Below are 13,549 nucleotides of genomic sequence, written 5' to 3' on the forward strand. Positions count from 1 at the left end.
TCCGCGCCGCAGGCCTAGGCAAGCTGCAACCGACCGCGAGAATGCCTGGCTATCCATGGCGATGATTCTTTCCTGGCTGCTTCATCACCATTACGGATAGTGCCAGCTACAGCGGCCTGATAGTGCTTTGCCCGCGCGCGGGGCTGGCTAGACTCGGACGATTCTCCATCCGTTCGAGGACTGTCCATGAGTCAGCTGCTTTCCGGCCAGGTCGCCCTGGTCACCGGCGCCGCCGCCGGCATCGGCCGCGCTACCGCCCAGGCTTTCGCCCGCGAGGGCATCAAGGTGGTGGTCGCCGACCTCGACGCCGCCGGCGGCGAAGCCACCGCCGAGCTGATCCGCGCCGCGGGTGGGCAGGCGCGCTTCATCCGCTGCGACGTGACCCGCGACGCCGAGGTCGAGGCGCTGGTGGCTGCTACCGTGGAGGCCTACGGCCGCCTGGACTATGCCTTCAACAACGCCGGCATCGAGATCGAGCAGGGCAAGCTGGCCGACGGCAAGGAAAGCGAGTTCGATGCCATCATGGGCGTCAACGTCAAGGGCGTCTGGCTGTGCATGAAGCACCAGATCCCGGTGATGCTCGCCCAGGGCGGCGGCGCCATCGTCAACACCGCCTCGGTGGCCGGCCTGGGCGCGGCGCCGAAGATGAGCATCTACGCCGCCTCCAAGCACGCGGTGATCGGCCTGACCAAGTCGGCGGCCGTCGAATACGCGAAGAAGAAGGTGCGCATCAACGCCGTATGCCCGGCGGTGATCGACACCGACATGTTCCGCCGCGCCTACGAGGCCGACCCGAAGAAGGCCGAGTTCGCCGCCGCCATGCACCCGGTGGGTCGCGTCGGCAAGGTCGAGGAGATCGCCGCGGCGGTGCTCTACCTGTGCAGCGACAACGCCGGCTTCACCACCGGCATCGCGCTGCCGGTGGACGGCGGCCACACCGCGCTCTGAGCCGGGCAGCGGCGGATGACCGTTCACGGTTATCCGCCGTCCCCGGCGAACCCACCTTTCAGCGTTCCGCCAATCGCGCCGCCAGTCCGCTGCGGCGGATCACCCATTTCTCCAGCTCGGCGCCGATGAACACCAGCAGCCCCGCGCCCAGCACCCGCAGCCACTCGGCCGGGCTGAGGTCGGTGGAGCCGAAGAGCTCCTGCATCCAGGGCGCGTAGGTGAAGGCCAGCTGCAGCGGGATGCACGCGGCGATGGCCAGCAGCACCCAGTGGTTGCCGAACAGGCCCTCGCGGCTGAGCACCGAGCCGAAGATCGAACGGCTGTTGATCAGGTAGAACATCTCTCCCACCACCACCGCGTTGACCGCCATGGTCCGCGCCGAGTCGATGCCGGTGCCGCGCTGCAGCTCCCAGAGGAACAGGCCGAAGGCGCCGAGCATCATCAGCAGCGCCACCAGCAGCACGCGCCAGACGAAGAACCCGGAGAGCAGGGCGTTGCCCGGCGGCCGCGGGCGGCGGCGCATGATGTCGCGCTCGGCCGGCTCGAAGGCCAGGGCCAGGCCCAGGGTGCTGGAGGTGACCATGTTGATCCACAGCACCTGCGCCGGCGTCAGCGGCAGGCCCAGGCCGAGGAAGAGCGCGGCGATCACCACCAGCGCCTCGCCGCCGTTGGTCGGCAGCATGAACAGGATGAACTTCTTCAGGTTGTCGTAGACCGCGCGGCCCTCGCGCACGGCGCTGGCGATGCTGGCGAAGTTGTCGTCGGCCAGCACCACGTCGGCGGCCTCGCGCGCCGCCTCGGTGCCCTTGCGGCCCATGGCCACGCCGACCTCGGCGCGCTTGAGCGCCGGGGCGTCGTTGACGCCGTCGCCGGTCATCGCCACCACTTGGCCGTCCTCCTGCAGGGCCTGCACCAGGCGCAACTTGTGCTCGGGGCTGGCGCGGGCGAAGACGTCCACGTCCATGGCCACGCGGCGCAGCTCGGCGTCGTCCATCAGCGCCACCTCGGCGCCGGTCACCGCCGGCAGGCCGACGCCGATGCCCAGGCGGGCGCCGATGGCGCGGGCGGTCTCGGCGTGGTCGCCGGTGATCATCTTGACGCGGATGCCGGCCTGCTGGCAGTGCGCCACGGCGGCGATGGCCTCGGCCCGCGGCGGGTCGATCAGGCCCACCAGGGCCAGCAGGGTGAAGCCCTCGGCGACGTCCTCGAAGCCCAGCTGCGCGCCCCGCGGCGCCGCCGGCCGCGCGGCCAGGGCCAGCAGGCGCAGGCCGCGGGCGGCGGTGTCGGTGGCCATGCGCCGCCAGTAGTCCGGGTCCAGCGGCGCCTCGCCGGCGTCGGTGAGCTGCGTCGAGCACATCTCCAGGATGCGCTCCGGCGCGCCCTTGACCAGTATCCACGGGCGGCCCCCGGCGTCCTGGTGGCTGCTGGCCATGAAGCGGTGCTGCGACTCGAAGGGGATGCTGTCCAGCCGCGGCCAGTCCTGCGCGCAGGCCTCCTGGGGCAGCCCGGCCTTGGCGCCGAGCACCAGCAGCGCGCCTTCGGTGGGGTCGCCCTCGACGAGCCACTGGCCGCCGTCCTCGCGCAACTGCGCGTCGTTGCACAGCACCCCGGCGCGGATCGCCCGCAGCAGCGCCGGCTGCGCGTCGGGCTGCACTGCGCGGCCGTCGACGCTGAAGCCGCCCACGGGGACGTAGCCGACGCCTTCCACCTCGTACACCCGCTCGGCGCAGACCAGGCGCTGCACGGTCATCTCGTTGCAGGTCAGGGTGCCGGTCTTGTCCGAGCAGATCACCGTCACCGAGCCCAGCGTCTCCACCGCCGGCAGGCGCCGTACGATGGCGCGCTGGCGGGCCATGCGCTGCACGCCCAGGGCCAGGGTCACGGTCATGATCGCCGGCAGCCCCTCGGGGATGGCCGAGGCCACCAGGGCCACCACCATCATGAACATCTGTTCCGGCGTCTCGCCCAGCCACAGGGTGCCGAGCAGGAACACCAGGGCGCCGATGCCGAGGATGACCATGGCCAGGATGCGGCCGAAGCGGTCGATCTGCCGCAACAGCGGGGTGGTCAGGTTCTCCACGCTGCTGAGCATCTGGTTGATGCGCCCGAGCTCGGTGTCCGCCCCGGTGCCCACCACCAGCCCGCGGGCCTGGCCGTAGACCACCAGGGTGCCGGAGTAGGCCATGCCGTAACGGTCGCCCAGGGGCGCGTCGGCGGCCACCGCCTGGGCGTTCTTTTCCACCGGCAGGGATTCGCCGGTCAGCGCCGCCTCGTCGACGCGCAGCTCCTTGCCGCCGAGCAGGCGCAGGTCGGCCGGCACGCGGTCGCCGGAGGCCAGCAGCACCAGGTCGCCGGGGACCAGGGCGGCGGTGTCGATCTGCTGGCGCTTGCCCTGGCGCACCACGGTGGCGGTGGAGGAGAGCATGCCGCGGATGGCGTCCAGCGCCGATTCGGCCTTGCCTTCCTGGATGAAGCCGATCACCGCGTTGATCAGCACCGCGCCGAGCAGCACGGCGGTGTCCACCCAGTGGCCGAGCAGCGCGGTGACCAGCGCGGCGGCGAGCATCACGTAGAGCAGGATGTTGTGGAACTGCAGCAGCAGGCGCAGCAGCGGGCCGCGCCGGCGCGGCGGCGCCAGGCGGTTCTCGCCGTACTGCTGGCGGCGGCTTTGCACCTCGGCCTCGTCGAGGCCGGCGGGGCCGCTGCGCAGGCGGGCCTGGACCTCGTCGCCGGCGAGGCTGTGCCAGGGTGTGGCGCTGGCGTCGGAGTGGGGAACGCGGCGTCGGCTCATGCAGGGCTCCTGTCGAGGGGAGGGCAGGGATGGGCTACAGCATGGACAGGCGCGCGCCGTACGGGCTTGACCTGGAACAGCGCAGGCGACCGGCGTGCGCCCAGTGTTTTGCATTCTGTTACAGCAGGAAGTTCTTTTGGCCGGCAGGGACAGTTACAAAGGCCACACTGGTAGGAAGAATCGGCCTACGGCGGCATCAGACCGCCCCTTCGCGTGCTGCAGGAGAACCACAACAATGACCGCCAGCCCCTTGCTCACCCTGTTCCTGCCCGTGGCCCTGGGCATCATCATGCTCGGCCTCGGGCTGTCCCTGACCTTAGCCGACTTCGCCCGCGTCGTGCGCTACCCCAGGCCGGTGCTCATCGGCCTGGTGTGCCAGATCGTCCTGCTGCCGCTGGCCTGCTTCTTCATCACCCTCGGCTTCGCCCTGGAGGCGGCGCTGGCGGTGGGCATGATGCTGCTGGCCGCGTCCCCCGGCGGCACCACGGCCAACCTCTACAGCCACCTGGCCCACGGCGACGTGGCGCTGAACATCACCCTGACGGCGGTGAACTCGGTGATCGCCATCTTCACCATGCCGCTGATCGTCAACCTGTCGCTGGTCTACTTCATGGACGAGGGCCAGGCCATCCCGCTGCAGTTCGGCAAGGTGCTGCAGGTGTTCGTCATCGTCCTCGGCCCGGTGGCCATCGGCATGCTGGTGCGGCGCCTGGCACCGGCGCTGGCGGCGGCCCTGGAGAAGCCGGTGAAGATCCTCTCGGCGCTGCTGCTGGCGGTGATCATCGTCATCGCCGTGAGCAGGGACTGGCAGACCTTCGTCACCTACGCCCCGGTGGTGGGCGCGGCGGCGCTGTGCTTCAACCTGGCCAGCCTCGCCGTGGGCTACTGGGTGCCGCGCCTGCTGAGGCTGTCGCGCCCGCAGTCGATCGCCATCGGCATGGAGATCGGCATCCACAACGGCACCCTGGCCATCGCCCTGGCCCTGAGCCCGATGCTGCTGAACAACCACACCATGGCGATCCCGGCGGCGATCTACGGGGTGCTGATGTTCTTCACGGCGGGGGCGTTCGGCTGGTGGGTCAGCCGGGGGGTGAAGAAGGAGGTGGCGGCGGGGGCAGTGGTTTGAGGGGGAGCCGTTCGCTGGAGGTTTTGGCGTTCGGGGTTGAGTCCGCTCCCTCTCCCTAACCCTCGCCTACGCGGCCCGCCCTGAAGGGAGAGGGAGCCGTTCGGTGTGGTGCGGAACCACGAAGCTCCCGGGCTCCCCGTAGGGCGCATAACGCCTATGGCGTTATCCGCCATGATCGCGGACAGAGTCCGCTCCTACGGTTCCTGGAGGCACGGTCGTAGGAGCGGACTCCGTCCGCGATTGGATTTACCGCCCACGCCGGACGCCCCGGTAGCACGGCCAACGGCGGATAACCGCGAACGGTTATCCGCCCTACGAACTTGCCGGCTGACTCTGCTTTATCCGACAGCTCGGGACAGCCCCCTCTCCCTTCAGGGTGAGGGCTGGGGAGAGGGAACGTGGCCAAGCCGTAAACCGCCGTTACCGGGAGCTTCCCCGTACCCTCAATCCGGCCAATGCCAAGCCGGCTCGTCGAACATCCCCTGGCCACGAATCCGCGTCTGCCCCAGCTCCTTCTCCAGGTGGATGGCGTTGCACTGCGGGTGTTCCTCCAGGGTGGCGATCAGCCGCGCCGCGTGGGACACCACCCACACCTGGGTGTGTTCCGAGGCGCGGACGATCAGGCGTCCCAGGGCCGGCAGCAGGTCCGGGTGCAGGCTGGTCTCCGGCTCGTTCAGCACCATCAGCGACGGCGGCCGCGGGGTGAGCAGGGCGGCCACCAGCAGCAGGTAGCGCAGGGTGCCGTCGGACAGCTCGGTGCCGCTCAGCGGGCGCAGCAGGCCGTGCTGCAACAGCTGCACGGCGAAGCGCCCGCCGCTCTGGAAGTCGATGTCCAGGCGTGCGCCGGGGAAGGCGTCGGCGATGGCCGCGTCCAGCGCCTCGGCGTCGCCGATCTCGCGGATGGTCTGCAGCGCCGCGGCCAGGTCGCGGCCGTCGTGGTGCAGCACCGGCGTGCGGGTGCCCAGCTGGGGCAGGCGCGCCGGGGCCTCGGCGTCGCTGCGGAAGTGGTCGTAGAAGCGCCAGCCGCGGATGCGCTCGCGCAGGCGGAAGACTTCCGGGCACTGCGGGTCGTTGCCGATCTGGGCGAACAGGCTGTCGAAGGTCGGCAGGTGCTGCGCCTTCACTTCCCAGCTGCGGCCCTCGCGCAGGCGCACCATGGGGCCGTTGCGGTCCACCAGCAGCGAGGCCGGGCGGTACGCCGGGCCGGCCCAGATGCATTCGCGCTTGATCTCCGGGTCCAGGCCGAAGGCGCTCACCAGCGGGGGCGGCGGCAGGCCCAGGGCGATGGCGTAGCCGAAGTCCTCGCCGGCGAAGCCCAGGCGCAGGCGCACCACGTCCTTGCGCGGGCCGCCCTGGACTTCCACCTCGCCCTTGCGCATGCGCCGCGAGAGGGTTTCCGGGCCGGCCCAGAAGGTCGATTCCAGCCCGCCCTCGCGGGCCAGGGCGTTGACCACGCCGCCCTGGGCGGTCTCGGCCAGCAGGCGCAGGGCGCGGTAGAGGTTGGACTTGCCGCTGCCGTTGGCGCCGGTGATCAGGTTCAGCCGGCCCAGGGGCAGCACCAGGCTGTTGATCGAGCGGTAGTTGGCGACGGCCAGGGTGTGCAGCATCAGGGCGTTCCCGCTGTGTGGCGAACGCCCGATGCTAGCAGAGCTCAGGGCGCGCGACGCCAGTTCAGCAGCAGTTGCGTGGCCAGGCCCGCCACCAGGCCCCAGAAGGCCGAGCCCACGGAGAACAGGGTGAAACCCGAGGCGGTGACCAGGAAGGTGACCATGGCCGCCTCGCGCTGGCGGGCCTCGGCCATGGCGTTGCTCAGGCCGTTGGTGATGGAGCCGAGCAGCGCCAGGGCGGCGATGGACAGCACCAGGGCCTTGGGCAAGGCGGCGAACAGCGCTGCCAGGGTGGCGCCGAAGATGCCCGCCACGCCATAGAAGACGCCGCACCAGAGCGCCGCGGTGTAGCGCTTGTGCGGGTTCTCGTGGGCCTCGGGGCCGGTGCAGATGGCCGCGCTGATGGCCGCCAGGTTGATGCCGTGGGAGCCGAAGGGCGCCAGCAGCAGCGAGGCGATGCCGGTGCTGGAGATCAGCGGCGAGGCCGGCACCTGGTAGCCGTCGGCGCGCAGCACGGCCAGGCCGGGCATGTTCTGCGAGGCCATGGCGACGATGAACAGCGGGATGCCGATGCTGATGGTGGCGGCCAGGGAGAAGCTCGGCGTGGTCCACACCGGCCTGGCCAGCTCCAGCTGGAAGTGGCTGAAGTTCAGCAGGCCCAGCGCGCCGGCCAGGGCCACGCCCACCAGCAGCGCGACGAACACCGCGTAGCGCGGCGACAGGCGCTTGGCCAGCAGGTAGCTGAGGAACATCGCCACCACCAGCAGCGTCTGCTGCTCGGCGGCGCGGCAGATCTCGATGCAGATGCGGAACAGCACCCCGGCCAGCAGCGCCGCGGCCAGCGAGCCGGGCACCTGGCGCATCAGGCGGTCGAAGCTGCCGGTGACGCCGCACAGGGTGATCAGCCCGGCGCAGACGATGAAGGCGCCTATGGCCTCGGAATAGGGCACGCCCGGCAGGCTGCTGATCAGCAGCGCGGCGCCGGGGGTGGACCAGGCGATGACGATGGGCGTGCGGTAGCGCAGGGTCAGGCCGAGGGTGGTCAGGGCCATGCCGATGGACAGCGCCCAGATCCACGAGGATATCTGCGCGTTGCTCAGCCCGGCGGCCTGGCCGGCCTGGAACATCAGCACCAGCGAGCTGGTGTAGCCGGTGAGCATGGCGACGAAGCCGGCCACCACGGCGGCGGGGGAGGAGTCGGCGAAGGGGCGCAGGCGTGCGCTGGTCGAGTCGGTCATGCGGGGGTGATGTCCACGAACAGGGGGTAGAGGGAGGCTACCAGCAGCAGGGCCATGCCGATATTGAACGCGCGGCGCCGCGCCGGCTGCTCCAGCCAGTGCCGCAGGAAGCTGCCGAGCACGGTCCAGACGCCGACGCTGGGCAGGTTGACCACGGCGAACAGCACGGCGATCAGCAGCACGTTGCCGGCGAAGCCCTGCTGCGGGGTATAGGTGGTGATGGCGCCGATGGCCATGATCCAGGCCTTGGGGTTGACCCACTGGAAGGCCGCCGCCTGCAGGAAGCCGAACGGCTTGCCGGTGCTGCGCCCGTTGGCCTGCGGGGCGCCGGCGCGGGCGATGCCCCAGGCCAGGTACAGCAGGTAGGCCGCGCCCAGGTAGCGCAGCACCTGGTAGGTGAGGGGGAAGGCGTGGAACAGCTGGTCCAGCCCCAGGCCCACGGCGACCACCAGCAGCAGGAAGCCGATGCTGATGCCGAGCATGTGCGGCAGGGTGCGGCGCACGCCGAAGTTCACCCCGGAGGCCAGCAGCATCATGTTGTTGGGCCCGGGCGTGATGGAGGTGACGAAGGCGAAGCCGAGGAAGGCGGCCAGGAGTTCGAGGGGCATGGCGGCACGCATCTTGTGGTTTTTCCGCAGCCTAACCCCGGCCCCGCGGGCTGTCGCGTAACAGCCAGGGGCGGATCGGCCCGTACAGTGGCGCGGCCGGCGTGCTGTGGATATGGTGGGCAGGTCGCAGTCGTGGAGTCCCGCCATGGACCACAATCCCTATGCCGCGCCCAAGGTCGAGCTGATCGAGACGCGCACCCCGGCCAGCCTCTCCGGCGGCCGCTGGAGCCCCGGCCACCTGCGCCTGCTGGCCTGGCTGAGCCTGGCGCTGCTGCTGGCGCAGGGCGTGCTGTTCGGCCTGTCGTTCCTCGGCGGCACCGGGCGCGGCGACGCCCTGGACAGCTACAGCCTGTGGCTCGGCGTGCTCTGCACGCTGCTGGGCTGCTACCTCAGCTGGCGCGCCACGCAGTTCCTGGTCGACCGCTTCGGCGCCCGCGGCATGGCCTGGCCGCTGTGGCTGTCCATCGGCCTGGCGCTGGTCATCCAGGCCTACGCGGTGGTCTTCGACGCCCAGCTCGACGGCACGCCCAACGCGGCCCTGGCCGGCTTCATGGCGCTGTTCCTGCCCAGCGGCCTGGTGGGCCTGTGGTATGGCGTGCGGGTGCTGAAGATCGGCCTGCCGTACCCCTCGGTGAAGGTGCTGGGCTGGCTCGACGTGCTCTCGGGCGTGTGCATGGCCAGCATCCTGCTGTTCATCCCCGGCACCCTGCTGGCCGCCGCGGCGCTGCTGCCGCTGGCGCTGATGTTCCTGCGCGGCGCGCGGGAGCTGGAGGGCGGCGCTCAGGCCTCCTGAAGCGACTGTGCCAGGGCCTGGTTGACCGCCAGCCAGCCGTGCACCGCCTCTTCGCCGGCCTCGGCGAAGGCGCGCTGCAGCAGGCGCGCCTGCTCGTTGCGCAGGGCCCGCTCCAGCCTGGCGCCCTCGGCGGTGAGGCTGAGCAGGCGCTTGCGCTTGTCGGTCGGCGAGGCTTCGCTGCGGATCAGCTGCATTTCCTGCAGTTGACGCAGCGGCATGTTCAGCGCCTGCTTGCTCACGCCCAGGGTGGCCAGCAGCTCCTTCACGCTCAACCCGCTCTTGCGCGCGACGAAGAACAGGATGCGGTGGTGCACCCGGCCCAGGCCGCGGCGGCCGAGAATCTCGTCCGGCTTGGCGGTGAACGCCCGGTAGCTGAAGTAAAAGGCTTGCATGGCTTCCGACCAGGTGTCGGAGGGCAGAAGGTCAGGCATATTGACGTATCCGTTCGGCCGTCGTAGCTTCGGTCAACCAGTTTGACTCATTTGCTCCTGCCTCCGCTACCGGTGACCCCATGGCCTTCTCCGAACGCATCGCCCGCCTGAAAAGCTCCCTGATCCGTGAAATCCTCGCTGCGGCGCAACGTCCGGAGGTGATGTCCTTCGCCGGCGGCCTGCCGGCCGAGCCCATGCTGCCCAAGGTGGACTGGGCGGACATGCCGGCCAGCATGGGCCAGTACGGCATGAGCGAGGGCGAGCCGGCCCTGCGCGAGGCCATCGCCGCCGAGGCGCGGGCCCTGGGCGTGCCCTGCGAGGCCAGCCAGGTGCTGATCGTCAGCGGCTCGCAGCAGACCCTGGACCTGGCCAGCAAGCTGTTCATCGACCCGGGCACCGAGGTGCTGCTCGAGGCGCCGACCTACCTGGCTGCGCTGCAGGCCTTCCAGCTGTTCGGCGCCGACTGCGTGACCGTGCCGCTGGGCGCCGAGGGCCCGGACGTGGCCGCCCTGCGCCAGCGCCTGGAGCGGCACAAGCCGGCCTTCGCCTACCTCATCCCGACCTTCCAGAATCCGTCCGGCGTGCGCTACAGCGAAGCGCGCCGCGACGAAGTGGCGGCGCTGCTCGACGAGTTCGGCGTCACCCTGATCGAAGACGAACCCTACCGCGAGCTGGTGTTCGACGCGGGCAGCGCCACCCCGCTGGTCAGCCGCCTGAAGAAGGCCAGCTGGATCTACACCGGCACCGTCTCCAAGACACTGCTGCCGGGCCTGCGCGTGGGCTTCCTGATCGCCACCCCGGACCTGTTCCCGCACCTGCTGCGCCTGAAGCAGTCGGCCGACCTGCACACCAACCGCATCGGCCAGTGGCAGGCCCTGCAGTGGTTCGGCAGCGAGGCCTACCGCGGCCACCTGGCCGAGCTGCGCGACTTCTACCGTATCCGCCGCGACGCCATGCAGGCCCAGCTGGAAGAACACTTCGCCGACCTGGCCGAGTGGAACGTGCCCCAGGGCGGGCTGTTCTTCTGGCTGACCCTGAAACAGCCGGTGGACACCCGCGGCCTGCTGGACAAGGCCCTGCAGCAGAACGTGGCCTTCATGCCCGGCGAACCCTTCTTCACCGACCCGGATGCCAACCCCGGCCACCTGCGCCTGAACTTCAGCCACGTGGCGCCGGAGCGCCTGGGCGAGGGCCTGCGCCGCCTGGCCGCGGTGATCCGCGAAGCACAAGCGGCGGCCCAGCCCGCCTGAGGAGGCGACATGTACACCGTCTACGGCGACCGGTTGTCCGGCAACTGCTACAAGGTCAAGCTGGTCCTGCACCTGCTGGGCCTGCCGTACCAGTGGCGCGACATCGACATCCTCAAGGGCGAGACGCAGACCCCCGGGTTCCTGGCGAAGAACCCCAACGGCAAGGTGCCGGTGCTGGAACTGGAGGACGGCAGCTGTCTGTGGGAGTCCAACGCCATCCTCAACTTCCTCGCCGACGGCAGCGAGCTGCTGCCGAAGGAACCGCGCCTGCGCACCCAGGTGCTGCAGTGGCAGTTCTTCGAGCAGTACAGCCACGAGCCCTACGTGGCAGTGGCGCGTTTCATCCAGTTCTACCTGAAGATGCCGGACGAGCGCCGCGCCGAGTACGAGAACTGCCTGAAGGGCGGCTACAAGGCCCTGGACGTGATGGAGCAGCAGCTGGCGCGCACGCCCTACCTGGTGGGCGACAGCTATTCCATCGCCGACATCACCCTGTACGCCTACACCCACGTGGCGCACCAGGGCGGCTTCGACCTTTCCGGCTACCCGGCGATCAACGCCTGGATGCAACGCGTCGCCGCGCACCCGCGGCACGTCGGCATGCTCGACTGAAGGAATATGCCTACGAAAAGCCCGCCACCGTGCGGGCTTTTTCGTATTCGTGGGCTCTAGTCCGCAGTTTAGGGTCAATCCTATTGACGGGCATCATGGCGCGCCCCGTCCCGCCTCCCTACCCTGGACCCAGCCAACAATAGAGCAGTAGCCGGGGCGGCAGGAATGCCGGCGGCCGGTGGGGGAGGTAAAAATGGCCTATCTGGTCTGGCAGGATGACCTGAACACCGGCATCCAGGTGATCGACAACCAGCACAAGCGAATCGTCGAGATGATCAACCAGCTGCACGAGGCCCAGGGCACGCTGGACAAGGCACGGGTCGGCGAGGTGATCGAGGAGCTGGTGGACTACACCCAATCGCACTTCGCCTTCGAGGAAACCCTGCTGGAAGACTCCGGCTACCAGTTCACCCGCGCCCACAAGAAGGTCCACGAACTCTTCATCAAGCGCGTCTCCGACTACCGCCTGCGCTTCGCCGCCGGCGAGGACGTCGCCGAGGAACTCAAGGGCCTGCTCGGCCGCTGGCTGTTCACCCACATCCGCAACGACGACGCCAACTACGTGGAGTCGGTCAAGGCCAGCATGCACGAGCTGACCCGCGACCAGGGCCACGGCGGCTGGCTGTCGCGCTCGATGAAACGCTTCTTCGGCTGACGCCGGCGGGCGAAACCGCAGCGGCCATCTATGCTCAGTCCAGAACAAGAAGGGACGACATGGAGGACCCTGCATGAAACGCCTGCTCAGTGCGCTGCTGTTCTGCTTCGCCTGCCTGGCCCCGCTGCACCTGCCGGCCGCCACCAGCACCGCGGCCGACGCCGCCCAGGCCCAGCGGGCCCGGCAGTTGCTGGAGAAGGCCGTGGCCTATTACCGCCAGGAGGGCGACAAGGCCTTCGCCGCGTTCAGCCGCCAGGGCGAGTTCGTCGATAACGAGCTGTACGTCTACGTGGTCGACAGCAAGGGCGTGATGCTGGCCAGCGGCGGCCCCTCGGTAGTGCTGATCGGCCGCGACGTCTCGCAACTGCTCGACCCGAACATGCGCACGCAGTTCGCCAAGGCCCTCAAGGCCCCGGAGAACGGCAAGGTGCAGGAAACCGAGTACCGCTGGAAGAACTGGGCCGACGGCCGCGTCGAGCGCAAGCACACCTACTACCAGCGCATGGGCGACCGCTTCCTGGCTGTGGGCTACTACATCCCGCGCGCCGACGCCCGCCAGGCCGAGGCCATGCTGGAGAAGACGGTGAAGGCGGTGGAAGGCGCGCCGGAGGCCACCTTCAAGCGCATCAACGACCTCGACAAGGCCTTCATCGAGGATGACCTCTACGCCTTCGTGGTCGACATGGACACCAGCAAGTTCGTCGCCCACGGCTACAACACCCGCATGGTCGGCACCGACTTCGCCGGCCTCAAGGACCCGGCCGGCAACGCCATCGGCCAGGCCATGCTGGCCCTGGCCAAGAGCAAGGGCGAAGGGCAGTTCGACTACCAGTGGCGCAACCCGGTGACCGGCAAGGTGGAGAGCAAGCACGCCCTGCTGCGCAAGAGCGGGCACTACCTGGTAGCGGTGGGGTACTACACGGCGGGGGGCTGAAAGCCCCGCCATGGGGCTCTTCGTAGGATCGAGGGGGACGCCTAGTTCTTGCTCGCGAACGGAGCTTCCCGGCGGTGTAGATGCTGGGCTCAAGAGCGCCCTCTCCCCAACCCTCTCCCGCAAGCGGGAGAGGGGGCTGTCCTGAGCTGCCGGAGCGTCCGGAGTCATCCTGATAGCCCTCACCGCCGTCGGCCGTGCCACAGGGATGTCCGGCGCGGCTGGTGAGTCCAATCGCGGACGGAGTCCGCTCCTACGCCCGTGCTACCTGGAACCGTAGGAGCGGACCTTGTCCGCGATTCGGCGGATAACGCCGTAGGCGTTATGCGCCCTACGAACTATCGCGAACGACCCAGGGTTCGCGAGCAAGCTCGCTCCTACGAAAAGCAAAAGCGCTTTTGCTCTGGCGTTTGGACTTCCAGAGAAACCACCGAGCGCACCGGAACGCCCCTTCAGAAGGCCGAGCGAAACCGGCGCTCAGGAGGTCATGCGACATGGATGTCGCGAGAGCCCCGATCAGCACAGGGACGTGCTGTCGGGGCGGGCCTCCGTGGCGGGG

The 13,549-nt window shown here is 69.5% G+C and carries 12 protein-coding genes; 7 read left to right on the plus strand and 5 right to left on the minus strand.

What is annotated here, in order from left to right; translation table 11 throughout:
• Positions 1–186: 186 nt before the first annotated feature.
• Positions 187–948, plus strand: a complete 762-nt coding sequence (locus VV867_RS14055) for an SDR family oxidoreductase (protein ID WP_089394478.1) — start codon at positions 187–189, stop codon at positions 946–948.
• 58 nt (positions 949–1,006) lie between these two features.
• Here VV867_RS14055 and VV867_RS14060 read toward each other — a convergent pair whose 3' ends face one another.
• Positions 1,007–3,739, minus strand: coding sequence for a cation-transporting P-type ATPase (locus VV867_RS14060; RefSeq protein WP_328566715.1), 2,733 nt, complete (start codon positions 3,737–3,739; stop codon positions 1,007–1,009).
• A 235-nt stretch (positions 3,740–3,974) separates the two neighbouring features.
• Between VV867_RS14060 and VV867_RS14065 the strand changes: the two genes are divergently transcribed.
• Complete coding sequence (locus VV867_RS14065; RefSeq protein WP_328566716.1) at positions 3,975–4,865, plus strand: bile acid:sodium symporter family protein; 891 nt, start codon at positions 3,975–3,977, stop codon at positions 4,863–4,865.
• A 443-nt stretch (positions 4,866–5,308) separates the two neighbouring features.
• Here VV867_RS14065 and VV867_RS14070 read toward each other — a convergent pair whose 3' ends face one another.
• From VV867_RS14070 to VV867_RS14080, 3 genes are read right to left on the minus strand one after another with little or no spacing between them, the layout of a single operon-like run.
• Positions 5,309–6,472, minus strand: a complete 1,164-nt coding sequence (locus tag VV867_RS14070; RefSeq protein ID WP_109933611.1) for an AAA family ATPase — start codon at positions 6,470–6,472, stop codon at positions 5,309–5,311.
• Between the two features lie 44 nt (positions 6,473–6,516).
• Entirely contained in the window at positions 6,517–7,710 is a 1,194-nt protein-coding gene (locus tag VV867_RS14075) for a benzoate/H(+) symporter BenE family transporter (protein WP_328566717.1), read from the minus strand.
• Complete coding sequence (locus tag VV867_RS14080) at positions 7,707–8,318, minus strand: LysE family translocator (protein WP_328566718.1); 612 nt, start codon at positions 8,316–8,318, stop codon at positions 7,707–7,709. The genes VV867_RS14075 and VV867_RS14080 overlap by 4 nt, the downstream gene beginning before the upstream one ends.
• A gap of 145 nt (positions 8,319–8,463) precedes the next feature.
• Here VV867_RS14080 and VV867_RS14085 point away from each other — a divergent pair, with 145 nt between their 5' ends.
• The gene (locus VV867_RS14085; protein ID WP_109933613.1) at positions 8,464–9,111 is read left to right on the plus strand and encodes a hypothetical protein; all 648 of its coding nucleotides are present in this window, start codon (positions 8,464–8,466) and stop codon (positions 9,109–9,111) included.
• On the opposite strand, the gene VV867_RS14090 is transcribed toward VV867_RS14085, so the two are convergent.
• Positions 9,099–9,542: a MarR family winged helix-turn-helix transcriptional regulator gene (locus tag VV867_RS14090; protein WP_109933614.1), complete on the minus strand. Its 444-nt coding sequence runs from the start codon at positions 9,540–9,542 to the stop codon at positions 9,099–9,101. The genes VV867_RS14085 and VV867_RS14090 overlap by 13 nt on opposite strands.
• A gap of 80 nt (positions 9,543–9,622) precedes the next feature.
• Here VV867_RS14090 and VV867_RS14095 point away from each other — a divergent pair, with 80 nt between their 5' ends.
• The 4 genes from VV867_RS14095 (at position 9,623) to VV867_RS14110 (ending at position 12,993) form a co-directional block, all read left to right on the plus strand.
• On the plus strand, positions 9,623–10,792 hold the full coding sequence (locus tag VV867_RS14095; RefSeq protein ID WP_328566719.1) for an aminotransferase-like domain-containing protein: 1,170 nt from the start codon (positions 9,623–9,625) through the stop codon (positions 10,790–10,792).
• 9 nt (positions 10,793–10,801) lie between these two features.
• Positions 10,802–11,404 carry a glutathione S-transferase family protein gene (locus VV867_RS14100; protein WP_109933616.1) on the plus strand — a complete coding sequence of 201 codons (603 nt, stop codon included), beginning with the start codon at positions 10,802–10,804 and terminating at the stop codon, positions 11,402–11,404.
• 193 nt (positions 11,405–11,597) lie between these two features.
• The gene (locus tag VV867_RS14105; protein ID WP_089394487.1) at positions 11,598–12,059 is read left to right on the plus strand and encodes a bacteriohemerythrin; all 462 of its coding nucleotides are present in this window, start codon (positions 11,598–11,600) and stop codon (positions 12,057–12,059) included.
• 73 nt (positions 12,060–12,132) lie between these two features.
• Complete coding sequence (locus tag VV867_RS14110; protein ID WP_109933617.1) at positions 12,133–12,993, plus strand: cache domain-containing protein; 861 nt, start codon at positions 12,133–12,135, stop codon at positions 12,991–12,993.
• Positions 12,994–13,549 lie beyond the last annotated feature (556 nt).

Origin of the sequence: Pseudomonas sp. JH-2, assembly GCF_036231725.1 — a bacterium.
GTDB classification, from domain to species: domain Bacteria; phylum Pseudomonadota; class Gammaproteobacteria; order Pseudomonadales; family Pseudomonadaceae; genus Pseudomonas; species Pseudomonas delhiensis.